Annotated in this window: 24 protein-coding genes; 13 read left to right on the forward strand and 11 right to left on the reverse strand. The window is 70.3% G+C overall.

Annotated elements, in window-relative coordinates; all coding sequences use genetic code 11:
* Positions 1 to 62: 62 nt before the first annotated feature.
* The 3 genes from AC3AGO_RS33585 (at position 63) to AC3AGO_RS33595 (ending at position 2,468) form a co-directional block, all read left to right on the forward strand.
* Complete coding sequence (locus AC3AGO_RS33585) at positions 63 to 782, forward strand: methyltransferase domain-containing protein (RefSeq protein ID WP_487824062.1); 720 nt, start codon at positions 63 to 65, stop codon at positions 780 to 782.
* Positions 783 to 1,011: 229 nt separating this feature from the next.
* Positions 1,012 to 1,413, forward strand: a complete 402-nt coding sequence (locus AC3AGO_RS33590) for a hypothetical protein (protein WP_487824063.1) — start codon at positions 1,012 to 1,014, stop codon at positions 1,411 to 1,413.
* A 314-nt stretch (positions 1,414 to 1,727) separates the two neighbouring features.
* Positions 1,728 to 2,468, forward strand: a complete 741-nt coding sequence (locus AC3AGO_RS33595) for a YoaK family protein (RefSeq protein WP_487824064.1) — start codon at positions 1,728 to 1,730, stop codon at positions 2,466 to 2,468.
* 54 nt (positions 2,469 to 2,522) lie between these two features.
* Here AC3AGO_RS33595 and AC3AGO_RS33600 read toward each other — a convergent pair whose 3' ends face one another.
* Entirely contained in the window at positions 2,523 to 3,401 is an 879-nt protein-coding gene (locus AC3AGO_RS33600; protein WP_487824065.1) for an SAM-dependent methyltransferase, read from the reverse strand.
* Positions 3,402 to 3,839: 438 nt separating this feature from the next.
* On the opposite strand from AC3AGO_RS33600, the gene AC3AGO_RS33605 reads away from it, so the two are divergent.
* Complete coding sequence (locus AC3AGO_RS33605; protein ID WP_487824066.1) at positions 3,840 to 4,766, forward strand: alpha/beta fold hydrolase; 927 nt, start codon at positions 3,840 to 3,842, stop codon at positions 4,764 to 4,766.
* 123 nt (positions 4,767 to 4,889) lie between these two features.
* Here AC3AGO_RS33605 and AC3AGO_RS33610 read toward each other — a convergent pair whose 3' ends face one another.
* Both AC3AGO_RS33610 and AC3AGO_RS33615 read right to left on the reverse strand, forming a co-directional pair.
* Entirely contained in the window at positions 4,890 to 5,240 is a 351-nt protein-coding gene (locus AC3AGO_RS33610; RefSeq protein WP_487824067.1) for an ANTAR domain-containing protein, read from the reverse strand.
* 173 nt (positions 5,241 to 5,413) lie between these two features.
* On the reverse strand, positions 5,414 to 5,923 hold the full coding sequence (locus AC3AGO_RS33615) for a MarR family winged helix-turn-helix transcriptional regulator (RefSeq protein ID WP_487824068.1): 510 nt from the start codon (positions 5,921 to 5,923) through the stop codon (positions 5,414 to 5,416).
* A 59-nt stretch (positions 5,924 to 5,982) separates the two neighbouring features.
* Here AC3AGO_RS33615 and AC3AGO_RS33620 point away from each other — a divergent pair, with 59 nt between their 5' ends.
* The 3 genes from AC3AGO_RS33620 (at position 5,983) to AC3AGO_RS33630 (ending at position 8,808) form a co-directional block, all read left to right on the forward strand.
* The gene (locus AC3AGO_RS33620; protein WP_487824069.1) at positions 5,983 to 6,924 is read left to right on the forward strand and encodes an amidohydrolase family protein; all 942 of its coding nucleotides are present in this window, start codon (positions 5,983 to 5,985) and stop codon (positions 6,922 to 6,924) included.
* A 157-nt stretch (positions 6,925 to 7,081) separates the two neighbouring features.
* Entirely contained in the window at positions 7,082 to 8,413 is a 1,332-nt protein-coding gene (locus AC3AGO_RS33625; RefSeq protein WP_487824070.1) for an APC family permease, read from the forward strand.
* Between the two features lie 11 nt (positions 8,414 to 8,424).
* Positions 8,425 to 8,808: a VOC family protein gene (locus tag AC3AGO_RS33630; RefSeq protein WP_487824071.1), complete on the forward strand. Its 384-nt coding sequence runs from the start codon at positions 8,425 to 8,427 to the stop codon at positions 8,806 to 8,808.
* Between the two features lie 70 nt (positions 8,809 to 8,878).
* On the opposite strand, the gene AC3AGO_RS33635 is transcribed toward AC3AGO_RS33630, so the two are convergent.
* From AC3AGO_RS33635 to AC3AGO_RS33650, 4 genes are all read right to left on the reverse strand, one after another.
* Positions 8,879 to 9,184: an Rv3488 family transcriptional regulator gene (locus tag AC3AGO_RS33635; protein ID WP_487824072.1), complete on the reverse strand. Its 306-nt coding sequence runs from the start codon at positions 9,182 to 9,184 to the stop codon at positions 8,879 to 8,881.
* 96 nt (positions 9,185 to 9,280) lie between these two features.
* Positions 9,281 to 10,402: an amidinotransferase gene (locus AC3AGO_RS33640; RefSeq protein ID WP_487824073.1), complete on the reverse strand. Its 1,122-nt coding sequence runs from the start codon at positions 10,400 to 10,402 to the stop codon at positions 9,281 to 9,283.
* Between the two features lie 227 nt (positions 10,403 to 10,629).
* A complete protein-coding gene (locus tag AC3AGO_RS33645) occupies positions 10,630 to 12,786 on the reverse strand; it encodes an MMPL family transporter (RefSeq protein WP_487824074.1) in 2,157 nt (718 codons plus the stop codon).
* A 25-nt stretch (positions 12,787 to 12,811) separates the two neighbouring features.
* A complete protein-coding gene (locus AC3AGO_RS33650) occupies positions 12,812 to 13,360 on the reverse strand; it encodes a TetR/AcrR family transcriptional regulator (protein WP_487824075.1) in 549 nt (182 codons plus the stop codon).
* Positions 13,361 to 13,590: 230 nt separating this feature from the next.
* Between AC3AGO_RS33650 and AC3AGO_RS33655 the strand changes: the two genes are divergently transcribed.
* Positions 13,591 to 15,909 carry an ATP-binding protein gene (locus AC3AGO_RS33655; RefSeq protein ID WP_487824076.1) on the forward strand — a complete coding sequence of 773 codons (2,319 nt, stop codon included), beginning with the start codon at positions 13,591 to 13,593 and terminating at the stop codon, positions 15,907 to 15,909.
* Positions 15,910 to 16,020: 111 nt separating this feature from the next.
* On the opposite strand, the gene AC3AGO_RS33660 is transcribed toward AC3AGO_RS33655, so the two are convergent.
* Positions 16,021 to 16,182 (reverse strand): hypothetical protein, encoded by a 162-nt coding sequence (locus tag AC3AGO_RS33660; protein ID WP_487824077.1) that lies wholly within the window; start codon positions 16,180 to 16,182, stop codon positions 16,021 to 16,023.
* 100 nt (positions 16,183 to 16,282) lie between these two features.
* Positions 16,283 to 17,515 (reverse strand): acyl-CoA dehydrogenase family protein, encoded by a 1,233-nt coding sequence (locus AC3AGO_RS33665; RefSeq protein WP_487824078.1) that lies wholly within the window; start codon positions 17,513 to 17,515, stop codon positions 16,283 to 16,285.
* 185 nt (positions 17,516 to 17,700) lie between these two features.
* Between AC3AGO_RS33665 and AC3AGO_RS33670 the strand changes: the two genes are divergently transcribed.
* Positions 17,701 to 18,363 carry a TetR/AcrR family transcriptional regulator gene (locus AC3AGO_RS33670; protein ID WP_487824079.1) on the forward strand — a complete coding sequence of 221 codons (663 nt, stop codon included), beginning with the start codon at positions 17,701 to 17,703 and terminating at the stop codon, positions 18,361 to 18,363.
* 53 nt (positions 18,364 to 18,416) lie between these two features.
* Here AC3AGO_RS33670 and def read toward each other — a convergent pair whose 3' ends face one another.
* Positions 18,417 to 18,968, reverse strand: a complete 552-nt coding sequence (def, locus tag AC3AGO_RS33675) for a peptide deformylase (RefSeq protein ID WP_487824080.1) — start codon at positions 18,966 to 18,968, stop codon at positions 18,417 to 18,419.
* A gap of 109 nt (positions 18,969 to 19,077) precedes the next feature.
* Between def and AC3AGO_RS33680 the strand changes: the two genes are divergently transcribed.
* The 4 genes from AC3AGO_RS33680 (at position 19,078) to AC3AGO_RS33695 (ending at position 23,613) form a co-directional block, all read left to right on the forward strand.
* Positions 19,078 to 20,316: a DUF1727 domain-containing protein gene (locus tag AC3AGO_RS33680; RefSeq protein ID WP_487824081.1), complete on the forward strand. Its 1,239-nt coding sequence runs from the start codon at positions 19,078 to 19,080 to the stop codon at positions 20,314 to 20,316.
* Between the two features lie 26 nt (positions 20,317 to 20,342).
* Complete coding sequence (locus AC3AGO_RS33685) at positions 20,343 to 21,071, forward strand: type 1 glutamine amidotransferase (RefSeq protein ID WP_487824082.1); 729 nt, start codon at positions 20,343 to 20,345, stop codon at positions 21,069 to 21,071.
* 101 nt (positions 21,072 to 21,172) lie between these two features.
* Positions 21,173 to 22,120: a cytochrome c oxidase assembly protein gene (locus AC3AGO_RS33690; protein WP_487824083.1), complete on the forward strand. Its 948-nt coding sequence runs from the start codon at positions 21,173 to 21,175 to the stop codon at positions 22,118 to 22,120.
* Positions 22,121 to 22,341: 221 nt separating this feature from the next.
* Entirely contained in the window at positions 22,342 to 23,613 is a 1,272-nt protein-coding gene (locus AC3AGO_RS33695; protein ID WP_487824084.1) for an RNA-guided endonuclease InsQ/TnpB family protein, read from the forward strand.
* Between the two features lie 37 nt (positions 23,614 to 23,650).
* Here AC3AGO_RS33695 and AC3AGO_RS33700 read toward each other — a convergent pair whose 3' ends face one another.
* On the reverse strand, positions 23,651 to 23,953 hold the full coding sequence (locus AC3AGO_RS33700) for a hypothetical protein (protein ID WP_487824085.1): 303 nt from the start codon (positions 23,951 to 23,953) through the stop codon (positions 23,651 to 23,653).
* Between the last annotated feature and the right edge of the window lie 124 nt (positions 23,954 to 24,077).

Below are 24,077 nucleotides of genomic sequence, written 5' to 3' on the forward strand. Positions count from 1 at the left end.
CCGCACTCCTGGGAGGGCTGGGATTCTTCCAACGCCGCCTCGCCCACCGTTCCCTGGGACTGTTGAACGCCGCCCCCGGGCACCGGGTTCTCGACGCCTGCTGCGGCCGCGGCTACACCACCGCCCGCCTCGCCGAGGCGGGGCTGCACGGCCATCGGCGTGGACCTCTCCCCGGAACAGGCCGACCAGGCCCGTACCGCTTCGGACAACAGGCCGGCACCACCTTCGCCGTCGCGGACGTCACGGCACTTCCCCCGCAGACGGGCGGCACCACGCTGGAGGAGGGCAGCTTCGACCGTGTGCACTGCCTGGAAGCCGCCTTCCACTTCGGTGCCGAGGGGCGGCGCGCCTTCCTGGCCGAGAGCTACCGGGTGCTGCGTCCAGGAGGGCGCCTGGTCCTGGCCGACACGACCTGGCCGGCAGGCACCAGCCCGGACGCCATCGACGCACTCGACCCTCAGGGACTCGTGCGCCGGGCGTGGCGGTTCGACGACTACGAGCCGCTGGAGCGTTACGTGGCCTCCGCCACCGCGACCGGCTTCACCGTACGGCGGACGGTGGACTGGACCGGTCCCGCACTGCGCCGCTGCATCGGCCTCGGCCTGGTCATCGCCCGCCTCACCGGTACGCGGGCAGGCAGAGCGGCGCTGTGCCTGTTCCGGCCCGGCCTGCGCGAGTTCGGAGAAGAGGAGTGGCGCCGTATCCGGGAAGTGTTCCGCGCCCACTGGACGCTCCCAAAGGCCACGCTGTACACCGCACTGGTCCTCGACAAGCCCGAGTAGGACGCCTTCACGGTCGGCCGCCCGGACGAACACGTTCGACATAGCGGCGAGTGACGGCCGTCGTCGTCCCAGGGGAGGGGACGGCGGTGGGCCTGCGGCGGGCGATGGAGCGGACGCCGGGCGAGTTCGAGAAGATCGTGCCGCTGGATGAAGCGACAGGAGGTCCCTCGAAGTCGCGGCACTGGCAGGCCGGCAAGGCCGTCAAGAACCCATGCAAGCAGAGCGGTAGGTGCAGAAGATGCGACCCGGCATCGTGCAGGCCATCCAGTCCTTCGAAGAAGAAGACAAGGTTCTCTTCTCTCAAGTTGATGACTCGACCTGCGTGTTGATCCCCGTGGAGCGTGGTTCCACGATCCTCGTTCAAGACTTTGAGGACTTCCTGTGTGTCCGCACGGGCGTGGACATCAAGGTGGCTCTCGATCCAGAAGAAGACGGGGTCGTCGACCTTCTGGTGGAGGTGCTCGGCTCCTTGCGGAGCGGCAGGGCGACGGAGCGTTTCCAAGTCCTCTACCGGAACCGAATCGCATCTGCCGGCTACACGATTGAGTATCCCAGCGGGAAGATGCAGGAGATGGGGGACCGTCGGGGCCGGGAGTTCTCTGTGCGTCTCCCTGAGTGGAACGCGGAATAGTACCGAACCACGTGGGTCCGGTGTTCCGGCGGAGCCGGGGGCATCTGCGTCCTACGTCTGCGACTGTGGCGACCATCACCAGCGGAGCGGCCACGAGGGCAGCACCGACGTGCAGGGACACGCCTTCCCGCTCATGCCCCGCCGCGGCGGCGTCCGGCGTGAGTCCGCCACGGCCAGGTCAGGAGTTCTAAAGACTCTGCTGCTGCGCATTCATCCGCGTTTCACCTCATTCGGTAAGGCTGAGGAGGTACGCAGGTCACCGTCGCCCTGTTGATGATCCGCCCCCCGAAAGCCAACAGGGAGCCACGCGCTACATGACTACACCCGACGATGCCCGCCTGAAGCGGTTCGTGGTGATCGCCGCCGCACTGCTGGCCGCGGTCGCCGGATTTGTGAACTCGGTGTTCCTCACCTCCTTGACCCTCCCCGTCAGCCATGTGACGGGCTCGCTGTCCGAGGCCAGCATGGACGTGGCCGGCGGCGATCTCAGTGGACTGGCGAGTCTGGGCACGATCCTGTTCGCCTTCTTCGTCGGTGCGATCGCGGCCGGCGCCCTGCTCGGCCGCCACACCCGGACGATCGGCCGCCGCTACGGAGTCGCCCTGCTGATTGAGGCCGCCCTGCTGTGCGTGTCCCCGCTGGTGGCCACCGAGAGGGAGAACCTGATGGTCGCGATGGTCCTGGCCGCCGGTGCGTGCGGGCTGCAGAACGGGATGTTCTCCAACTACCGCGGCATGGTGCTGCGCACCAGCCACATGACCGGAACCCTGACCGACCTCGGCGTGCTGCTCGGAAGCCGCGGCTACCGCAACGGCCAGGTGTGGAAGGGCGTACTGCTGGCCACCACCTTGGTGACGTTCGCCGCCGGCGGCCTCGCCGGCGCCCACGGCGCCAGCGCGGCCGCCCTGCACGCACTGTGGATCCCGGCGCTGTGCTGCGCCCTGCTCGGCGGCTGGTACGTCCTCTACCGCCACCGCCAGCAGGCCACACGACAGGCCCGTCAACAGCCTGTCCGCACTCCCCTCAAGACCTCCGCCGGGCAGAGGACGCCGTAGTGGCCGCCCTCCGCGCCAGTGCCTCTTCCCCCGCCCGTCCAGGCCGCGGGCGAGTCAGTCCCGCGACGGCGCCGAGGCGGTGCGTACGTGGAAGATTCCCCAGCGCAGCAGACCCCTTGCGGTGATGTCCTTCCACAGCGGCAGGTTGGCCAGCAGGCCCTCCACATAGGCCGGGCTGATCACACCGCGCAGCTCCGCCGTACGCTGCCGCACGTCCTCCTCCAGACGTGCGTAGTGGGTGGCGATGTCCGCGGTGCGGTCCTCGAAGTCCACAGAGGCGACGCCCCCGTGCGTACGCAGGTGTTCGCGGTAGTAGGAGGGGGTGGCGAGGTCCGCGACGCCCAGGCGTTGGATCGCGGGCTGGATTGCGGGTACCGGGGCGTCTTCGTCGGCCATGATGTCGGAGAAGACCAGCGCGCCGCCCGGCCGCAGCACCCGCAGGGCCTCCTCCAGGGCGCGTTTGCGGTCCGGGGCGTGGCAGAGCACTTCCAGGGACCACACGACGTCGAAGTGGCCGGACGGGTAGGGCAGTTCGTCCAGGGTGCCGGTGGTGACGTCGATGAGCGCGTCGAGGCCGCGCCGGGCGTTGGCCGCCCGGTGGCGCTGGTTGTGGGCCTCGCTCAGGTCCAGCGCCTCGACGCGGCAGCCGAAGCGCCCGGCCAGGGCGCGGGCCGACCCGCCGTACCCGGAGCCCAGGTCCAGGACCCTGGACCGGGGGCCGAGCAGGTCCGCGACCTTGTCGGAGGTGTGGGTGACGGTGCGCTGTGATGCTGCGGCGATGTCTTCGCAGGGCTCGGTGTAGATGCCGATGTGAATGTCCTCGCCGCCCCAGACCGCGTCGTAGAAGGCATCGACGTCCGCGCTGTCGTAGTAGCGGCGGGTCGAATCCGCCCCGCCCTGCGGATCATTGTCCGGCATGTCGTTTCTTCCCATGGGATCTCTCTTCCCCGCGCAGAACCGGGACACCGGCAGCGAAGGGGTACGTGGCCTGATCGCGCTCGGCTGCTACTGGTCGATGGCGCAGTTCAATCGCGATCCGAAGCAGCAGGTCCGGTCGGCTGAAGCCCACGACCCACCCCAGGGCGGCGTACCCCGGCATCACATCGGCGTACGCCGCCCCGCCGGCACGTCAGTTCCGCAGGCACAGCGAAGCCCTCACCGGCCGGCCCCGAGGGCGTTACCGGTCGGTGGGGGCGGGCAGTGTTCTCATTTCCGCGCCGCGGTCAGAGGTTGAAGATCCGTCGTGCGTTGCCTGCTCATGACGGCGAGCGCTGGTTCACAGCCGCCGCGTGTGCGGCGAAGGTCTCGGCTCCCGGTCGGTCAGCCGATTCCATCTTGGACTGATCGGTTCAAGATGTGTAGCCTTCGAGCGTGATCAGCACTCCGCATGCTTGCGAAAGCAACCCCATCCGCGACCTGCCGCTGCAGGATCTGGCCGGATTCACCCACCGCTGGGTCGACGCGGACGGCGTCCGCCTTCATGCCGTCGAAGGCGGACGGCCGGGCGGCCCGACTGTCGTCCTGCTCGCCGGATTCCCGCAGACCTGGTGGGCCTGGCGGAAGGTGATGCCCGGCCTCACCCACCGGTTCCGCGTCATCGCGATCGACCTGCCGGGTCAGGGCCACTCCGAGCGTCCGGAGCGCGGCTACGACACGCACACGGTCGCCGCGCACGTGCACGCCGCCGTGAAGGCTCTCGGAGTGTCGGCTTACTCCCTGGTCGCCCACGACATCGGCGCCTGGGTCGCTTTCTCCCTCGCCCTCAACTTCGAGAGCCACCTGCGCGGGGTCGCTCTGCTCGACGCCGGAATTCCCGGTGTCACTCTCCCGGAGGCGATTCCCACCGACCCGGAACGAGCGTGGAAAACCTGGCATTTCGCGTTCCACATGGTGCCCGACCTGCCCGAGGCGCTGCTTGCCGGCCGCGAACGCGAGTACGTGGGCTGGTTCCTGAAGGTGAAGGCCCTGTCTCCCGGCACGTTCGACGACGCCGAGCTCGACCACTACGCGGCGGCCGTCGCCGCCGACGGCGGCCTGCGTGCTTCCCTCGCGTACTACCGGGACGCCGCGGAGTCGGCGCGCAAGAACCGCGAGGCGCTCAACTCGCGGCGCCTGACCGTGCCGGTCCTCGGAATCTCCAGCAGCCACGGCTCCGTTCCGGACATGGCCGCCTCCCTCGGTCCATGGGCCGAGAACACCACCCGAGTCGTCGTGCCCGGTGCCGGCCACTTCATCCCCGACGAGCAGCCCGAAGCTGTCGCCGCCGCGATAACGGACTTCATCGCCGACGACGGCTGACAAACGACTGACACCCGTCGAACCTGCCCGACGCGCCACCCAAGGCCGCGCGAACCCCAGCCCACGAAGCGCGAAACCCAGACCACGAAGCGCGAATCCCGGACCACGCAGTCTGACGGCCGCTCACTCCGGGCACGAAGTGCAGGCGCGGTAGCGGGCGATGGCGCGGTCGAGTTCGATGCGTTCGGGCTCGGGGAGGGTGCCGCCCTGGGCGAAGAGGAGGATGTTCTCCGCGACGGTGCGGACCTTGGTGTTGGTGCGCTGGGAGACGTCCTGGAGGACGCGCCATGACTCCTCGGGCGGGATCTGTCCCAGGGCGACGACCACGCCGATGGCCTGGTCGATGACGGCGTGCGAGGTGACGGCTTGCTGCAGTTGCAGCCTCTCGGTGTGAAGCTCCTCGTGGTCCCCGGCGAGTTCGGTGACGGACAGCAGCTTCAGACGGTGGTGTTCGGAGAGTGCGAAGAAGGCCATCGGGTCCTCGGTGGCGGTGGAAGTGACATGTACAGCCTGCCCAGAGCTGCCCTTCCACGCTGCCCGCACCGCTGCGCGGGTATTCCACGCCACGGTGGTACCGGGCTCACGGAGGCAAGGCCTTGCCCATCGGGCGTGCATCTCATTATGCGGGGTCGCGGCGGAAGAGTCGCTCAGTCCTCGTCCGCCTGCGCCGAGTTGGCGATGGCCTCGGTGAGTCGTTGCAACTGCGCGGTGAGGTCCCGGCGTTCACGGGGCGTGAACTGCGCCAGCGTACGGACCTGACGCCGGCGCAGCTCGCCGCGCATGGCCGCGAGGCGTTCCGCGCCGTCGGGGGTGAGCCGGATCAGCACCTGGCGTTCGTCCTCGGACGAGCGCCGTCGGGTGACCACGCCGTTCGCTTCGAGCTGCTTGAGCATGCGGGTGGCGGTCGGCACGCTCACCTCGGCGGACGCGGCGAGCTTGCCGACGGCAAGTCCGGTCTCCTCGTCCTCGCCCGACAGCGGTTCGAGCAGGGCCAGTTGGGACTGGGAGAGTCCGCCGCCGGTCTGGCCGACGGTCGCGGCCCGGGAGCGGCGCATCGCGTAGAAGAGCCGGTCGGCGGCCTGCGCCAGGTCCTCGACGCCCTCGTCGCCCGCATCGGCCGAGCGCCTGCCGGGGGAGGGCTTGCTCGTGTCTCGCATGGTTGTTAGCTTACTAAATGAATCTCGTTAGCAAGCTAACGACTAGGAGGCAAAGCACCATGGAACCCGCACGCATCGACGTCCACCAGCACATCGTTCCGCCGGCCTGGGCCGAGACCCTCGCCGCGCGGGGCCTCGACTCCGGCGGCTGGGCCATCCCGGCCTGGAACCCGGACGGCGCCCTCGCGATGATGGACCGTCAGGAGATTGCCGCAGGCGTCCTCTCGGTCACCGCACCCGGCGTCCACCTCGGCGACGACAGAGAGGCCCGCACCCTGGCCCGCGCGGTCAACGAGTACGGCGCGGAGATCGTCAAGGACCGGCCCGACCGCTTCGGCCACTTCGCGAGCGTTCCGCTGCCCGACGTCGACGCGGCCCTGGAGGAAGCCGTCCACGCGCTGGACGTCCTGGGCGCCGACGGTGTGGTGCTGATGTCCAACGCCCGCGGCCGCTACCTCGGCGATCCCGCCTTCGAGCCGCTGTGGGCCGAACTCGACCACCGCGGCGCCAACGTCTTCGTCCACCCGGCCCAGCCCCCGATGGAGCTGCTCCCCGGCACCCCGGCCCCGCTCGCCGACTACATCTTCGACACCACCCGCACCGCCCTGAACATGGTGCTCAACGGTGTGCCGGCCCGGTACCCGAACGTACGCGTGATCCTCTCCCACGGCGGCGGCTTCCTCCCGTACGCGGCCTACCGCTTCTCCGGCCTCACCTCCATCGCCGTGGACCCCGGCCGCACGGCCGACGACGTGCTGCGGGACCTGAAGCGCTTCTACTTCGACACCGCGCTGTCCGCCAGCCCCAGCGCACTGCCCGCCCTGCTGGCCTTCGCCGAGCCGGGCCACGTCCTCTACGGCAGCGACTGGCCGTTCGCCCCCGAGGAGGCCGGCAGCTACTACAACCACTACCTGGAGACCTATCCGGACTTCGCCCCCGGCCAGGCCCACGCCATCGACCGCGGCAACGCCGAAGCGCTCTTCCCGCGGCTCGCCCGCTGACCTGCCGGCCGGCCCACCGCCCGGTGGGTCAACTGCGAGTCCGCCCCGCGCCCTTGAGCCTGATCCGTACGTACACGCCGGCCCGGCTCCCCATACGAGTATCGACAGCCGATATCGGGAGCCGTAAACTGGTGCTGTGCCACCCAAGGAGCGGGCCATGAGCAAACCGTCGACCACAGCAGGGCTGCCGGACGAGCTGCAACGGCGCCTGGGGCTGCCGGATGCCGTGGTCATCGGCCTGGGAGCGATGATCGGCGCGGGGGTCTTCGCCGCGCTGGCGCCCGCCGCCCGCGCGGCCGGCTCCGGGCTGCTGCTCGGTCTGGCCCTCGCCGCGGTGGTGGCGTACTGCAACGCCAGCTCCTCGGCCCGGCTCGCCGCCCGCTATCCGGCCTCCGGCGGTACGTACGTCTACGGCCGCGAGCGGCTCGGCCCCTTCTGGGGATACCTCGCCGGATGGGCCTTCGTCGTCGGCAAGACCGCGTCCTGCGCGGCGATGGCCCTCACCGTCGGCGCGTACGCATGGCCAAGTCAGGCGCATGCCGTGGCCGTTGCCGCGGTCGTGGCGCTGACTGCCGTGAACTACGCGGGAGTGCACAAGTCCGCGTGGCTGACCCGCGTGATCGTGGCAGTGGTCCTGGCGGTGCTCGCCGCGGTGGTGGTCGCGGGGCTGACCTCCGGAGCGGCCGGGTCCGCCCGTCTGGACATCGGCGCCGACGCGACGGCCGGCGGGGTGTTCCAGGCCGCGGGCCTGCTGTTCTTCGCCTTCGCCGGGTACGCGCGCATCGCCACTCTCGGCGAGGAGGTACGCGATCCGGCCCGTACGATCCCGCGGGCCATTCCCCTCGCGCTCGGCATCACCCTGGTGGTCTACGCCGCCGTCGCCCTCGCCGTCCTGTCGGTGCTGGGCCCCGGCGAACTGGCCGCCGCCACCGCCCCGTTGACGGACGCGGTACGTGCCGCGGGCGTCGGCTGGCTCGCTCCGGTCGTACGCGTCGGCGCGGCGGCCGCAGCCCTCGGCTCGCTGCTCGCGCTCATCCTCGGCGTGTCCCGCACCACCCTCGCGATGGCCCGCGACCGGCACCTGCCGCGCCCCCTCGCCGCGGTCCACCCGACGCGCAAGGTGCCCCACCGGGCCGAGCTCCTCGTGGGCGCCGTGGTGGCGGTGCTCGCCGCGACGGCGGACGTACGCGGGGCCATCGGCTTCTCGTCCTTCGGAGTGCTGGTCTACTACGCGATCGCCAACGCCTCGGCGCTGACGCTCACTTCGGACGAGAGTCAGCCGCGCCGGACCGTACACCGCACGGCCGTACCTGCCCTCGGCCTGGCCGGCTGCCTGGCCCTGGCCTTCACCCTGCCGCCCGCCTCGGTGAGCTGGGGCGCGCTGGTCCTCGCGCTCGGGGCGGCGGCGTACGGAGTGCGCCGGGCCACGGCAGGCCGCCGTACTCCCGACGGTCCCACCACGGGGGATACCGACAAGCCCTCAACTTGAGGAGCACGACCATGAGTTCCGTATCCGTGCGCTACATCGTCGACGACGTTGACGCCGCAGTCGCCTTCTACACCACCCACCTCGGCTTCACCCTCGAACGCCGGCCCGCGCCCCAGTTCGCCGTCCTCGCCCGGGGCGAACTGGGGCTGCTGCTCTCCGCGCCCACCGGCCCGGGTGGCGCTGCCCAGCCGATGCCCGACGGCCGCCGCCCGGAGCCCGGCGGCTGGAACCGCATCCAGCTCCATGTGACCGACCTGGACACCACCGTCGCCGCTCTGCGCGCCGCCGGTGCGGCGTTCCGCAACGACATCGTGGAGGGCAGGGGCGGCCGCCAGATCCTCCTCGACGACCCGTCGGGCAACCCCGTCGAGCTGTTCGAACCCCCGCAGGGATGAGCCCGCGGGGATGAGCCCGCGTGGCCGCGGCGGGTGAGCCGACCGCGCCGGCCGAAGCCGACGCGCGACGCTACGGTGCCTCGTCGCCGAGGACTTCGCGGGCCAGTTCGGCGAGCGCCTTGCGATCCTCGGCGAGGGCCTGCCGGCCGGCCTCGGTCGCGCGGTAGACGCGGCGTGTCCGGCCCTCGACGACCTGCTGGCCGGAGACCAGCAGCCCGTCCTCCTCCAGCCGGTGCAGCGTCGGGTAGAGCGTGCCCGGACTGATGTCGTAGCCGTGGCCTGCCAGTTCCCTGGTCATCCACGCGCCGTGGATCTCACCCTCGGCGGCGTGGTGCAGGATGTGCAGCCGCACCGCGCCCCGCTGGAACTCCCGCATCCGGCACACCTCCACCTGTCACGAACCCGATATCGGCCCCCGATTCTACGGGCCGGGGCGGGCGGAACGGCCGACGGCCGACGGTCGCAGGGCCCGTCAGTCCGTGTAGGACTCGAGCGTGCCGCGGCGGCGGACGTCGAGGGTTGCGCAGTGGAACGAGCCGCCGAACGGCGCGTAGTGCAGCAGATCGCAGGGGATGGGCTCGAATCCCCATCTCTCCAGAGCGCGCAGCATTCCGGTGTGGTGCCGTTCCGCGATGACGCGCTTTTCGTCGACCATGAGGATGTTCATGCTGAGCCATTTCCCGCACATCGAAGTGAGCTTCAGCAGGTTCTCGTCGATCGGGTCGGGTTCGGGTGCGACCAGGATGTCCCACGAACTCAGTACGTCGGGCAGCCGGTCGACGTCGACGTATTCGGGATTGACCAGCGCCTTGCCGGGTGCGAGGACGAGGAACGTGGTGTCGATGTGCATCGGCGTACGGCAGCTGCTCTCGATCTCGTGAATCCGGTAGCCGGGTCCGAGATGACGGCGCAGCCAGTCGATGCCCATCCCGTTCGTGACGTTGCTTCGCGTCACGAACAGGTCGCGTCCCGCGCGGACGAAATCCGCCGCGTCGAATACCGGCTCGAACTCGGTGAGGATGTAGCGCATCGGCTCACCGTCCTCGGGGATCCGGAAATCCGGATCGAAGAGTTCGTCGGTGAGCTGCGGTCGCGGTGCCGCCGTCCAGCGGGCTCCGCGGCGGAAGTAGTCCTTGAGGACTTCGCGGTAGGAGTGCGTCTCGAAATAGCGGCACGGCCACGCCATCGGGGTTTCGATGACCTCGTCGCCGATGACGAGCAGGCTGTCGCGCGGGCAGGTGTTGCAGAATCCGCGAGAGGACCAGTCCGGGGTGCCGAAGCGTTTCCCGTGCTCGACCGCGTCCGGGCGCCGGACCGTGACGCCGAGGGACTGCAGGAGAGCGATGAAGGCGTCGAGTTCCTCCTGCGCCTGGTCGATCATCTTCCGCGGATATTTGAATCCGGAAGCGAGTCCCTGCAGGCGCGCCGCCCACGGGGGGATATTGCAGGCCACGACAGGATGACTGGAAGGGATCGTCGCCCCGTCGAGGCGCCCGACGATGATCTCCTCCAGCGGATCCCACTCGTTGTGTGAATTGACCGGAGAAACAAGTGTTTCAGGAGAATTGCCGGTCGTGACCGATAGTTCCGACATCTTCCGCAGTTTATGAGCGGACCGGGGCGGACGCGAGGAGCTGTGGCCGTCCAGGAGAGTGGCACAGCGCGGTGATTCATCGCGTACGACGGAGAGCGCCGCGAAAGGGCCGGCCTGTGCGTCGACGGTTTTGAGGATGCCCCCGCCGTACACGAAGAGGGGCGCGGCACCGGGGTGACCCCGTAGGGCCGGTGCCGCGCCCCTCGGGGCGTCACGTCGTCAGGCCGTCAGACCCGGACGTCCTCCTTCTCGCGCTGCGCGGGAACGGGGGTCTCGCGCAGCTTCTCGCCCTCGACGTCGAGATCGGGGAGAGCCCGGTCGAGGGGGCGAGGCAGCCACCAGGCGGCGCGCCCGAGGAGGGACATGACCGCGGGGACGAGCGTCATGCGGACGATGAACGCGTCTACGAGCACGCCCACGGCGAGTGCGAACCCGATGGACTTGATGATCGGGTCCTCCATCAGCACGAAGCCGCCGAACACGGACGTCATGATCAGGGCTGCGGCCGTGACCACCCGTCCGTTGTGCCCCACGCCGTTGATGGTGGCCTGCTTGGCGTCGGCGCCGTGCACGAAGTCCTCCCGCATCCGGGAGACGAGGAAGACCTCGTAGTCCATGGCCAGGCCGAAGAGAATGCCGATGAGCAGGATCGGCAGGAAGCTGACCAGCGGCCCGGACGTATCGAGGCCGAACAGGTCGGCGAGGTGGCCCTGTTGGAACACCGCGACCGTGATGCCGAACGTGGCGCCGACGGTGAGCAGGAAGCCCAGCGCCGCCTTGAGCGGCACGAGGATGGAGCGGAACACCAGCATGAGCAGCAGGATCGACAGTCCGACGACCAGCAGCAGATAGACGGGCAGTGCGTCGGCCAGCTGTTCCGATACGTCGATGCCGAGTGCGGTCATGCCGGTCAGGGACACCGTCGCGCCCTTGGAGTCCGCGACGTGGTCGCGGATGGAGTGGACGGCGTCCTCGGTGGCGGCGGCGGTGGGGCCCGCCTTGGGGATGACCGTCAGCAGTGTGGTGGTGCCCTGCTTGTTGGTCTGCGGTGCGGCGACGGCCAGTACGCCGTCGGTGGACTTGATGTGCGCCGCGGTCTGCTTGGCCGCGGCGGCCGTCGACCGCGGGTCGTCGCCGTGCACCACGGCCATGAGGCGGCCGTTGAAGCCTTCCCCGAAGCCCTCGCTGGTGAGGTCGTACGCCTTGCGGGCCGGTGAATCGGCGGCGGCGGTACCGGCGTCGGGCAGCGCGAGCCGCATGTCCTGCACGGGCATGGCGAGCGCGCCCAGACCGATGACGCCGACCAGCAGCAGGGGGAGGCGCATCCGCAGGACGCCGCGGGCCCAGCGGAAGCCGAACGCGTCGCGGGAGGACTCGCTCTGCTTGCCGTTGCGCTGCTTGCGGGGCAGAACGCGGCGCCCGGCGAATCCGAGGATCGCGGGCAGCAGGGTGAGCGCCACCAGTACGGCGAGGGCGACGGTGCCGGCCGCGGCCAGACCCATGACGGTCAGGAACGGGATGCCGACGACGGAGAGTCCGGCCAGCGCGATCACGACGGTGGCACCGGCGAAGACGACGGCCGATCCGGCGGTGCCGACAGCGCGTCCCGCGGCCTCGTCGGCGTCCATGCCGTCGGCTATGTACTGCCGGTAGCGGGAGGTGATGAAGAGCGAGTAGTCGATGCCGACGGCCAGGCCCAGCATGAGCGCCAGGATGGGCGCGGTGCTGGTGAGTTCGACCGTACTGCTCAGCGCGTACAGCCCGGCCATGCCCGCGCCGACGCCGATCAGGGCGTTGAGCAGCGTCATGCCGGCGGCCACGAGCGAGCCGAAGGTGATGACCAGGACGACGGCGGCCACCAGTACGCCGAGGGCCTCAGTGGAGCCGACCTCCACCTTGGCGGTCATGACCTCACCGCCGTGCTCGACCTGGATGCCCTTCGCGTCGGCGCCGGCGTCCTCGAAGTCGCTCCGCTGAGCGTCCGTCAGATCCTGGGCGCCCTTGTCGAACTGGACGTTGACGAGGGCGTACCGGCCGTCGGGGGAGACGGACTTGGCCTTGAACGGGTCCATGGCGGCGGTGACGCCGTCCACGCCCGCGGCCTCCTTGACCACGGGCGCCACCTGGGCCGGTGTGAGCCGCTCACTCTTCGGTGCGGCGATCACGATGGAGCCGGTGGCGCCGCCGGCCTGGGGGAACTCCTTCTTCAGGGAGTCCATGGCCTGTTGGGACTCGGTCCCCGGCATCTCGAACTTGTCGGTGGTCGGGCCGCTGAAGGCGGCTGCCGCACCGCCCAGCAGGGCGAGCAGCAGGAGCCAGAGCGCGACGACGCGCCCGCGGCGGCGGAAGGAGAACCGGCCGAGCCGGTTCAGCAGTATCGCCATGGCAGAAGGTGTCTCTCCGTCGGAGTCAGCGGGGATCGTGGTCGAGCGTCCGCAGAGCGCTGCGGATCATCTGGGTACGCAGCGTCTCCTCGTCCACCTCCACGTCACCGGCGCTGGTGACGAACACGGCGCCGATCACCATCCATGCGGCCACCCTGTTCTCGGGTGCGTCGGAGTGGCCGGCGAGTGACGCCAGCAGCCGGTCGGTGAAGCCGGGAATGCTGGAGAGCGCGGGATTGCAGAGCATCTCGGGGAGGTCCTCGAAGAGGAGCTTGACCTCGCGGCGGAACCGCAGCGCGAGCTCCACGTAGCCGGTGACGGCCGGTTCGACGGCCTGTTCCCCCGTCAGGCCGGCGAGCTGCGCGTCGAGTTCGGCCAGCCCCTCGCCCGCGGGCGTCAGCAGCTCGGTGAGTATCGCGTCCTTGCTCGCGAAGTGGTACAGCAGCGAGGCCTTCGAGCAGCCCACCTCGGAGGCGATGTCGTGCAGCGAAGTGCCCCGGTAGCCGTGCACGACGAAGAGCGACAGCGCCGCCTCCAGGATGTTCCCGCGCAGCGCGGAAGGAGTGCGTCCCATGACTCAACAGTAACTGTCCGATCGGTCAGATCTGACCGATCGGACAGTCTCGCCGCGTGTCCTGCGCCACATCCGGCCCGCGTCGCGCACCGGCCACGGCTCACGGCGCGGGCAGCGGCGCGGGACAACAGGGCAGCCACCATCGGGTGGTTGGCCTCCGTTCTCCAGTGCGGGCCGGTGCGATCGGCGTACCGTGTGGGACCTGACAGTCGGCGAGTGGGGCGGGCGGCATGGCAGTGGAGTTCAGCCGGCGTGGCGGCGGCCTTCCGGCGGAGCTGACCGGCTTCGTCGGCCGTACGGACGAACTCGCGCGGGTGCGCGCCATGCTGGCCGACGCACGCCTGGTGACGCTCATGGGTCCGGGCGGCGTCGGCAAGACACGCATCGCCCTGCGCGCGGCAGCCGCCGTCCAGGAGGACTTCCCCGACGGACTCCGCGTGGCCGAACTGACCTCCCTGCGCGACCCCGAACTGCTGCCGAGCGTCCTGTGCACGCTGCTCCGCGTTCCGCAGCAGTCGGCCGACGAACCGCTGGACGCGCTCGTCGACCATCTCCAGGACAAGCGGCTCCTGTTGATCCTGGACACCTGCGAGCACCTCGTCGACGCCTGCGCGATGCTCACCGATGTGCTGCTCGGCGCGGCACCCGGCGTGACCGTGCTCGCCACCAGCAGGCAGCCGCTCGACGTGCCGGGCGAGAACGTCTTCACGGTGCCGCCGCTGGCCCTGGACACCGCCGTCGAACTGTTCGCGCAGCGTGCCGCGGTCGTCGTCCCCGGCTTCGTCGTCCACGACGGGAACCGCCCCGACGTCGAGGCCCTGTGCCGCCGCCTGGACGGCATCCCGCTCGCGATCGAGCTGGCGACCGTACGGCTGCGGGCCGTCGGGCTCAAGCAGTTGGTCGCACTGCTGGAGGAACGCTTCCGGGTACTGACCGGCGGCCGGCGCACCGCCCTGCCACGGCACCACACTCTCCGTACGGCCATCGGCTGGAGCCACGAGCTGTGCACGGACACCGAACGGCTGCTGTGGGCACGGCTGTCCGTCTTCGCCGGCTCCTTCGACCTGGCCGCCGTGCAGCAAGTGTGCGGAGGCGGCGCGCTGCCCGTGTACGAGGTGGTCGAGACGCTCATCGGCCTCGTCGACAAGTCCGTCGTCATCCGCCTCGACGGTCCCGAGGGCGAGGACGACCGCTACCGGCTCCTCGACACCATCCGCGAGTACGGCGCCGAGTGGCTCACCGAGCTGGGGAAGGCCGATGTCACCGGGGAAGACGAGGAAACCGCCTGCCGGGAGCGGCACTTGGCGCACTACCGGACGCTCGCCGAACGCCTCGAGGACCACTGGTGCACGAGCGAACAGCTGGACCTGCAGCTGGCGGTGGACCACGACCGCGCCAACGTACGGGCCGCCCTCGACTTCCTCGCCTCGCGACCGGGGCGCGAGCGCGAAGCACTGGCGCTCGCCGCCGCGCTCGGGCACTACTGGTACTTCGGCGCCCAGTTCGCCGAGGGGCGGCACTGGCTGACCCGGTGCCTGGGCCCGGTCCCGGAGCCCGTTTCGGAACGGGCCGAAGCACTGCGTCAGCTGGGCCGGATCACCCTGCGCCAAGGCGATCACGCCGCGGCGCTGGCCGCCCTCCAGGAGTCCCGCGCCATCGCCGAACGCCTCGGCGACGAGCTGAAGTCGACCCTCGTCGACCAGTACATCGCCCTGCGCGCCCTCGCGTGCGGCGACGTACCGGCCGCCATGGCCGGATTCGAGGCGGCCTGCAACCGGCTCCGGAGCCTCGGCGAACGGTCGTTCCTGGCCGTGGCGCTGATGAACGCCACTCTGGCGCTGGCGGTCGCCGGGAACGGGCCGAAGGCGCTCGCCGCGGCGGACGAAGCGCTGGCCTGCCTCGCGGACGAGCCGGGCGAATGCTGGACCCGCGGCTATCTTCTGCTGGCCAGAGGCCTCGCGCACTGGTACGACGGCGACCTCGCCGCGTCCGGAACCGCCACCCGTGCGGCGGTCCGGCAGAAGTACCGGATGGCCGACCTGGACGGTGTCGCTGTCTGCCTCGCCATGCTCGCCTGGGTGGCCGTCGACGAGGGCCGGCCCGCGCGTGCCACCTGGCTCATGGGCGCGGCCGAACGACTGTGGGAGGACCTGCCGGCCCGTCTGTTCGGCGCGGCGATCCTGGCCGACACCTACGACAGAGCGCGCGCCGCCGCCCAAGAGGCGCTGGGGGAGGGGCGATTCGACCGGATGCGCCACCGCGGAGCCAAGCTGTCCGTCCACGCGGCCGTCGAGCTCGCCCAGGCCGACAGCGACAGCCCCGACACCCACAGGAACGGCGACGCCGAGCAGCAGCCGTGCGACGCCCTGACCCGCCGCGAGCGCGAGGTCGCGGAGCTGGTCGGACACGGCCTGTCCAACCGGGAGATCGCCGAACAGCTGGTGATCTCCAAGCGCACCGCCGACGCGCACGTCGAGCACATCCTGGGCAAGCTCGGCTGCTCATCCCGCGGGCAGATCGCGCCCGCCCTCGCGGGAAAGCGGTCCTGAGCCCCGGATCAGGGCTCCGCGTGTACGCGGCCCCGGGCGCGGACTCTCCCGCCCCCGGGGCCTGTCACGGTCACGCGGGAGCGGCGGTCCGGCCGCCGCTCCCGTCAGCCGTCAGCGTTCACTTGTCGTCACGGCCGCTGCGCCCGTGGCGAGACCCAGCACGACCCATGCGAACCACATCCATCCGTTGCCCCCCACCGTGACCGTGTAACCGGTCGCCACGATCAGCGCGATCACGGTGCACACCGTCATGAACTTCAGTCCACTGTTCATCCCGACCCCCTTCCACCGCGGACCGGGCCGCGGCCAGGTATCCATCGTCACCCGGCCGTGACCCGCGCGCCACGGTGCTGCGCCCTCCACGGGCGCGAGGTCAGCGAATCGAGGTGCCGGAGATCGTGCGGGCGATGACCAGGCGCTGGATCTCGCTGGTGCCCTCGAAGATCGAGTAGATCGCGGCGTCCCGGTGCATCCGCTCCACCGGGTACTCGCGGGTGTAGCCGTTGCCGCCGAGGATCTGCATGGCCTGCGCGGTCACCGACTTCGCCGTCTCGGCCGCGTGCAGCTTGGACATCGAGCCCTCCGCGGACTCGAACTTCTTGCCGGCCGCGCCCATCCACGAGGCACGCCACACGAGCAGACGCGCCGCGTCGATCTGCGTACGCATATCGGCGAGCTGGAAGGCGATCCCCTGGTTGTCGATGATCGGGCGGCCGAACTGGATACGCGTCTTCGCGTACTCCAGCGCCACCTCGTACGCAGCCCGGGCGATGCCCACGGCCTGCGCGCCCACGGCCGGGCGGGAGGCCTCGAAGGTGGCCATGGCGGCGTTCTTCACACGCTCGCCGCCCTTCCTGGCCCGCTCGCGCGCCCGCGCGAGGCGCTCGTCGAGCTTCTCCTTGCCGCCCAGCAGGCAGTGACCGGGGATGCGGACGTCCTCCAGGACGACCTCGGCCGTGTGCGAGGCGCGGATGCCGTGCTTCTTGAACTTCTGCCCCTGGGACAGCCCCGGCGTGTTCGGCGGGACGATGAACGAGGCGTGGCCCTTGGAGCCCAGCTCCGGGTCGACGACCGCGACGACGACGTGGACGTTGGCGATGCCGCCGTTGGTCGCCCAGGTCTTGGTGCCGTTGAGCACCCACTCGTCCTTGGCCTCGTCGTAGACGGCACGGGTGCGCATCGCGGAGACGTCCGAGCCGGCGTCGGGCTCGGAGGAGCAGAAGGCCGCCACCTTCACGTCGTTGGCGTCGCCGTACATCTGCGGCACCCAGGTGCCGATCTGCTCCTCGGTGCCGTTGGCCAGCACGCCGACGGCGGCGAGGCCGGTGCCGACGATGGACAGCCCGATGCCCGCGTCGCCCCAGAACAGCTCCTCCATGGTCATCGCGATGCCGAGACCGGTGGGGTCGAAGTACTGCTGCGCGTAGAAGTCGAGGGAGTACAGGCCGATCTTGGCGGCCTCCTGGATGATCGGCCAGGGAGTCTCCTCGCGCTCGTCCCACTCGGCGGCGGCGGGGCGGATCACGTCGGCGGCGAAGCCGTGGATCCAGTCCCGCACCTCCTTCTGTTCCTCGTTGAGGTCGAGCGCGAATGCGGAGTCGGCCATGTCCGTTCCCTCCCGGGCAACTGGGTACCCCTGGCTGATTGTTACCTTCGGTAATACTCAGTCTGTTACTCGCGAGTAGGCAATGTCAACTCCCGCGTAACCCTCAGCCATCGCCTCGTCGCCGGTCAGCAGGGTGTTACGTTGCGTCGGGGGCAACGCACGGACAGGGGCGGGGAGAAATTTCCATGGGGACAACCACACAGCACAGCGGTACTCAGCAGGACGATCAGCGCGCCGCCGCCGACAAGCGGCGAAGAGAGCTGCTGGAGGCGGCCGACCGCGTCGTCCTGCGCGAGGGGCCCAGTGCGTCCATGAACGCCATCGCGGCCGAGGCCGGCATCACGAAACCGATCCTGTACCGGCACTTCGGCGACAAGGGCGGCCTCTACCGCGCACTCGCCGTACGGCACACCGACGCGCTGCTCGCCTCGCTGCGGGCGGCACTGGACGCACCCACCGAACGCCGTGAGCGTGTCGAAGCCACCCTCGACACCTACCTGTCGGCCATCGAGGCCAGGCCGCAGGTCTACCGGTTCCTGATGCACCCGGCCGAGGACAGCTCCGGCGGCGAGCACTCCTTCGACGTCGGCCAGCACTCCGCGCCGTTGCTGCGCCGCCTCGGCGAGGAGCTCGCCGAAGTGATCGGTACGCGTGTCGACCTCGGCCCCGGCGGCGACGAGCTCGCCCGGGTCTGGGGTCACGGCATAGTCGGCATGATGCACGCGGCGGGGGACTGGTGGCTGCGCGAACGCCCCTGCCCCCGCGCCCAGTTGGTGCAGCACCTCGCCGACCTGCTGTGGGGCCGGCTCGCCGCGGCGGGCGACCGCGCCGGAGCCCCCGGCTTCTGACCGGGCCCGGACGCGGAAGCCGGCCGGGACCGCGCGGCGGGGAGCGTACGGTCCTAACCGGGCACGCGTACGCACCAGTCGGCGCGCCGCGCCGCGCGCAGCACCCTGCGGCGGCGCAGCCCCGTCACCCGGTCCGGATAGACGGTGCCGTCGAGATGGTCGAGTTCGTGCTGGAGGCACCGGGCGAAGAACCCGGTGCCCGTCACCCGTACCGGAGTTCCGTCAACGGTCCGCCCCTCGGCGGCCGCCTCGTCGTAGCGGACCGTCCCGGCCTCCAGGCCGGGCAGCGACAGGCAGCCCTCGGGGCCGCGCAGCCGCACGCCGTCGGTCCCCGTCAGCACGGGGTCCACGAGGTGACCGCGGTGCCGCACGTCCTCGTCGTCGGGGCAGTCGTAGACGAACACCCGCAGCGGCACACCGATCTGAGGGGCCGCCAGGCCCACACCGCGGTGCGCGTACATCGTCGCGAACAGGTCCTCCACCAGCTGCTCCAGCGGCCCGTACGCCGCCGGCACCTCCCGCGAGGGAGCGTGCAGCAGCGGGTCCCCGTACATCCGCAGCGGGCGTACGCTGCCTGAAGTGCCGGGTATGGAAGGCCGTCTCATGGCGGCAACGATACGCGGCCGGAGGATCTTCGACGGTGCCGCGGTTCGGGTGGCTGCCCACGGCTCGGTAGGCTTCTCCAAGACCGAGGGGCAAGGAGGAGCAAGGACGATGGCAGGCAACACGGACCCGCTCTCGCCACGATCGAGGCTGGCCGTCACGGCGGGCAGGGCGGCGGCGGCGGTGTCACGCGCCGCCGGCCGCGGCAGCGGATCGGTGATCGGCGGGAAGGTCGCGCTCAGGCTCGACCCCGAACTGCTGGCGCGGGTCGCCCAGCACCTGGACGTCGTCCTGGTTTCGGCGACCAACGGCAAGACCACGACCACCCGGCTGATCGCCGAGGCGCTGCGCGCGCACGGCGAGGTGGTCTCCAACGCGCTCGGCGCCAACATGCCGGCCGGCATCACCTCGGCGCTCGCGGGCGGTTCGACCGCGCAGTACGGCGTGATCGAGGTGGACGAGAAGTATCTGTCCGCCGTCGCGCGCGACACCACGCCGAAGGCCATCGCGCTGCTCAACCTCTCCCGCGACCAGCTGGACCGCGCCGCGGAGACCCGGATGCTCGCCGAGCACTGGCGCGAGGGCCTGGCGGGGCAGAAGGCCGTCATCATCGCCAACGCCGACGACCCGCTCGTCGTGTGGGCCGCCTCCTCCTCCCCGAACGTGGTGTGGGTCGCCGCGGGCCAGGAGTGGAAGGACGACGCCTGGTCCTGCCCGGCGTGCGGCGGCGTGATGCAGCGCCCCGGCGACGACTGGTTCTGCGGCGAGTGCGGCTTCCGCCGCCCCACCCCCAGCTGGGCGCTCTCCGGCGACCACGTGCTGGACCCGCACGGCTCCGCCTGGCCTATCCACCTCCAGCTGCCGGGCCGCGCCAACAAGGCCAACGCCACCACCTCGGCCGCCGTCGCCGCCGCCTTCGGCGTGCCGCCGCAGACGGCGCTGGAGCGGATGTACTCGGTGCAGGCCGTCGCCGGCCGGTACGACGTCGTCAGCTACGGGGACCGGGACGTACGGCTGCTGCTCGCCAAGAACCCGGCGGGCTGGCTGGAGACGTTCTCCCTCATCGACCCGCAGCCGGCGCCGGTGATCCTTTCCGTCAACGCCCGCGGCGCCGACGGCACGGACACCTCCTGGCTGTGGGACGTCGACTACTCCCGGCTGGCCGGGCACCCGATCCGGGTGATCGGCGACCGGCGGCTCGACCTGGCCGTCCGGCTCGAAGTCGCGGGCGTCGACTTCCAGGTGTGCGACACCGCCGACCAGGCCATCCGCAGCTGCCCGCCCGGACGCATCGAGGCGATCGCGAACTACACCGCGTTCCAGGACCTGCGCCGCGTCGTCGGCAACTGACCCGCCTGCCGAAGGAGCTTCGAGACATGAGTGACACGGGCCTCCGTGTGGTGTGGGTCTACCCCGACCTGCTCAGCACCTACGGCGACCAGGGCAACGCCCTCGTCGTCCAGCGCCGCGCACAGCAGCGCGGCCTCAACGTCGAGCGGACCGACGTCCGTTCCGACCAGCCCATCCCCACTTCCGCCGACATCTATCTGATCGGCGGCGGTGAGGACCGCCCGCAGCGGCTCGCGGCCGAACGGCTGCGCCGTGACGGCGGGCTGAACCGCGCCGTGGACAACGGCGCGATCGTCTTCTCCGTCTGCGCGGGCTACCAGATCGTCGGCCACGAGTTCATCAACGACCTGGGGGAGCGCGAGCAGGGCCTCGGGCTGCTCGACGTGGTCAGCATGCGCGGCGAGGCGGACCGCTGCGTGGGCGACGTACTGGGCGACATCGACAGCCAGTTGGGCCTGCCCCCGCTGACCGGATTCGAGAACCACCAGGGCGTCACCCGCGTGGGACCGGGCGCCCGCCCGCTCGCCCACACGCGGCTGGGCCAGGGCAACGGCGTCGGCGACGGCACCGAAGGCGCCTGGAACGACACGGTGTTCGGCACCTACATGCACGGTCCCGTCCTCGCCCGCAATCCGCAGATCGCCGACCTTCTGATCAAGCTGGCGCTGGACGTCAACGCGCTGCCGCCGGTCAACGACCGCTGGTACGAGGCGCTTCGCCAGGAGCGGATCGAGGCGGCCACCCAGCCGGCCTGACACACCGCCCGCCGGGCGCCACGGCCGCCCCCGCGCGCCCGGCGCCGCGGGGGCGGTTCTAGTCTGGTGCGGGCGGATCGGTGCGAATCGGGAGTGTTGGGATGGATCACGGCGGGCACGGCATGACGATGGACCTGCCGCCGTTCACGCTGGCGCGGGGCCTGGAGTTCACGGGAGACCCGTTCTTCCTCGTCGGCTGCCTGCTGGCCCTGGGTCTGTACGGGTACGCCGTGCTCAGGCTGCGCCGGCGCGGCGACAAGTGGCCCGTCAGCCGCAGCGTGTTCTGGGTGGCCGGTGTCCTCACCGTCGCGCTGGTCATGTGCACCGCGCTGAACGAGTACGGCATGCTGCTCTTCAGCGTCCACATGGTGCAGCACATGGTGATCAGCATGCTGTCGCCGATCCTCCTGCTGCTGGGTGCGCCGGTGACGCTCACCCTGCGCGCTCTGCCGACGGCGGGACGCGGCCACAAGGGGCCGCGGGAGCTTCTCGTCGCCCTGTTGCACAGCCGGTACATGCGGATCATCTCGCACCCGGCGTTCACCATCCCGCTGTTCATCGCGAGCCTCTACGCGCTCTACTTCACGCCGCTGTTCGACTTCCTGATGGAGTCGAAGACGGGGCACATCGCGATGATGGTGCATTTCCTCGCCGTCGGCCTGGTCTTCTTCTGGCCGATCATGGGCGTCGACCCGGGCCCGCACCGGCCGGGCTACGTGATGCGGATGCTGGAGCTGTTCGCCGGCATGCCCTTCCACGCGTTCTTCGGCATCGCGCTGATGATGGCCACCGAGCCGATGATCAAGACGTACGCGCACCCGCCGGCCTCGCTGGGCGTGTCGGCGCTGTCCGACCAGACCGCCGCGGGCGGGATCGCCTGGGCGTTCAGCGAGATCCCCTCGGTGCTGGTGCTGGTCGCGCTGATCTTCCAGTGGTACGTCTCGGACCAGCGGCAGGCCCGCCGCCGCGACCGCGCCGCGGACCGTGACGGCGACCAGGAACTCGTCGCCTACAACGCCTACTTGGCGTCCCTGCAAAAGGGCCAGTAGGCACAGGCGTCAGCACACGGAAGAGGGGCCGGGCCATCCCGGCCCCTCTTCCGTATGTACGGACTTTCCGCTTGCCCGGGTACCTCAGCCTGTTCCTGTGAGGAATCCCGGGCGGTCAAGCTGCTCGCGGTCCAGAGGTGGCTGGGTTGCGTGTCGCTCGTTCGGGTGGGAAGGGGGGAACGGAGAGTGGGGTGTCGTACGGGTGTGTACGTTCGGTGATTGTGAAGCTGGTGGTGCAGGTCAAGCTGATGCCAACGTCGGTGCAGGCGACGGCGCTTGAGTCGACCCTGCACAGGGTCAATGCGTGTGCGAATCAGGTCTCTGAGGGGGCGTTTGCGCAGTACGGCCTCAAGGGTTCTGTGAAGGATCTGCGGTCGCTGGCCTACGGGGAGCTGAAGTCCTGTGGGCTGGGTGCGCAGGCCGCGCAGCATGTCATCAAGCGGGTGGCGGACGCCTATGCGACGCTGCGGGCGAACCTCCGTGCCGGGAACCTCGGCGGCGGGCAGTCCAAGCGGCGCCGCAAGGCTGAGTCGAAACCGATCGTTTTCCGCTCTGACGCGGCCCACACGTTCGACGACCGGTGCCTTTCGTGGGATTACGACAGGTGCACGGTGAGCATCTGGACGGTGAACGGCCGGATGAAGGACCTGTCCTTCGTCTGCTCCCCGGGCGCACTCAAGCAGTTGGCCGGACACCGCCAGGGTGAATCCGACTTGATCCACCGGGACGGCAAATGGCTCCTCGTCGCCACCGTCGACATCGCTGAACCGGAGGTATTCGAGCCGCGGGACTTCATCGGGGTGGACCGGGGCATCAACAATCTCGCCACCACGTCCGACGGTGACAACCACTCCGGGCGCCGCCTGGATCGCTACCGCAGGTGGCAGGCCCGTAAGAGGGCCGAGCTGCAGGCCAGGCGTACCAGGAGCGCGAAGCAGTTGCTGAAGAAGCGTGCTCGCCGCGAGGCGCGGCACGCCCGGCACGTCAATCACAAGGTTGCGAAGGCTGTTATTGCTGTCGCCCAACGCACCGAGCGCGGTATCGCCCTGGAGGAACTGGGCGGTATTCGCGAGCGGGTCACGGTTCGACGCGACCAGCGAGCACGACAGTCCTCCTGGCCTTTCCACCAGCTCGGTGTGTTTCTTGCCTACAAGGCCCAGCGTGTCGGTGTGCCGTTCATCGTGGTGGATGCGGCCTACACCTCGCAGCGGTGCCCGCGCTGCGGTCACACCGAGCGGGCCAACCGGCCGACTCGGGATCACTTTTGCTGTCGTCGGTGCGGCCTCGCTGGGCCCGCCGACCACGTCGCCGGGGTCAACGTGCGTGACCGCGCACGCTCGGCGTGGGTATTCGTCAACATGCCCGATCCGGTCCCCGCACAGCGGGGACCGGTGGATGTGACCCGTGACCGCCCTGTCGTAGGGGGCAGTCGGGAGCATAAGCGGAGCCTTGAAGTACTGAGCCAACAAGCTCAGTACTTCAAGGCCGAGTAGTTGACTGGTCGTCCCAGTGACCGTTGTTCTCGGCGGGCTAGTGGTCGTCCCAGTGGCCGTCGTGTGCGGCGTGCCGGTGTCCGTCGTGGACGTAGTCCATGTGGTCGCCGTGCGGGACGGCGACATGGCCGCAGCCCTCGCCGTGCGTGTGGTCGTGGCCGTCGTGCGCGGCGTGCCCGTCGGGCTCGCACTCGTCGGTGTGGCCGTCGTGCGGGCGGTGCAGATGCCCGTCGTGCGCGTAGTCGATGTGGTCGCCGTGCGGGACGGCGACGTGGCCGCAGCCCTCGCCGTGTGTGTGGTCGTGGCCGGAGTGGGTCCGGTGCTGCGTTGCGGTACTCACGGGAACGTCACCCTTTACCGAGCAGAGGGATGTGGCGTGTGCCACTCGTCGCGGCCATTGTGCCTATTCGCCGCAAAATGCCGCAATGTCATCCCACTCTGAGTGCCGGCGTGTCGTCGCAGGT

The sequence above is a fragment of the Streptomyces sp. BL1 genome (assembly GCF_057628045.1).

Bases quoted from the DNA above. Each gene is read 5' to 3' on its own strand.
- AC3AGO_RS33595 (WP_487824064.1), top strand. From the start codon at position 1,728: ATGACTACACCCGACGATGCCCGCCTGAAGCGGTTCGTGGTGATCGCC.
- AC3AGO_RS33600 (WP_487824065.1), bottom strand. From the start codon at position 3,401: ATGGGAAGAAACGACATGCCGGACAATGATCCGCAGGGCGGGGCGGAT.
- AC3AGO_RS33610 (WP_487824067.1), bottom strand. From the start codon at position 5,240: ATGGCCTTCTTCGCACTCTCCGAACACCACCGTCTGAAGCTGCTGTCC.
- AC3AGO_RS33615 (WP_487824068.1), bottom strand. From the start codon at position 5,923: ATGCGAGACACGAGCAAGCCCTCCCCCGGCAGGCGCTCGGCCGATGCG.
- AC3AGO_RS33620 (WP_487824069.1), top strand. From the start codon at position 5,983: ATGGAACCCGCACGCATCGACGTCCACCAGCACATCGTTCCGCCGGCC.
- AC3AGO_RS33625 (WP_487824070.1), top strand. From the start codon at position 7,082: ATGAGCAAACCGTCGACCACAGCAGGGCTGCCGGACGAGCTGCAACGG.
- AC3AGO_RS33630 (WP_487824071.1), top strand. From the start codon at position 8,425: ATGAGTTCCGTATCCGTGCGCTACATCGTCGACGACGTTGACGCCGCA.
- AC3AGO_RS33635 (WP_487824072.1), bottom strand. From the start codon at position 9,184: ATGCGGGAGTTCCAGCGGGGCGCGGTGCGGCTGCACATCCTGCACCAC.
- AC3AGO_RS33640 (WP_487824073.1), bottom strand. From the start codon at position 10,402: ATGTCGGAACTATCGGTCACGACCGGCAATTCTCCTGAAACACTTGTT.
- AC3AGO_RS33645 (WP_487824074.1), bottom strand. From the start codon at position 12,786: ATGGCGATACTGCTGAACCGGCTCGGCCGGTTCTCCTTCCGCCGCCGC.
- AC3AGO_RS33650 (WP_487824075.1), bottom strand. From the start codon at position 13,360: ATGGGACGCACTCCTTCCGCGCTGCGCGGGAACATCCTGGAGGCGGCG.
- AC3AGO_RS33655 (WP_487824076.1), top strand. From the start codon at position 13,591: ATGGCAGTGGAGTTCAGCCGGCGTGGCGGCGGCCTTCCGGCGGAGCTG.
- AC3AGO_RS33660 (WP_487824077.1), bottom strand. From the start codon at position 16,182: ATGAACAGTGGACTGAAGTTCATGACGGTGTGCACCGTGATCGCGCTG.
- AC3AGO_RS33665 (WP_487824078.1), bottom strand. From the start codon at position 17,515: ATGGCCGACTCCGCATTCGCGCTCGACCTCAACGAGGAACAGAAGGAG.
- AC3AGO_RS33670 (WP_487824079.1), top strand. From the start codon at position 17,701: ATGGGGACAACCACACAGCACAGCGGTACTCAGCAGGACGATCAGCGC.
- def (WP_487824080.1), bottom strand. From the start codon at position 18,968: ATGAGACGGCCTTCCATACCCGGCACTTCAGGCAGCGTACGCCCGCTG.
- AC3AGO_RS33680 (WP_487824081.1), top strand. From the start codon at position 19,078: ATGGCAGGCAACACGGACCCGCTCTCGCCACGATCGAGGCTGGCCGTC.
- AC3AGO_RS33685 (WP_487824082.1), top strand. From the start codon at position 20,343: ATGAGTGACACGGGCCTCCGTGTGGTGTGGGTCTACCCCGACCTGCTC.
- AC3AGO_RS33690 (WP_487824083.1), top strand. From the start codon at position 21,173: ATGGATCACGGCGGGCACGGCATGACGATGGACCTGCCGCCGTTCACG.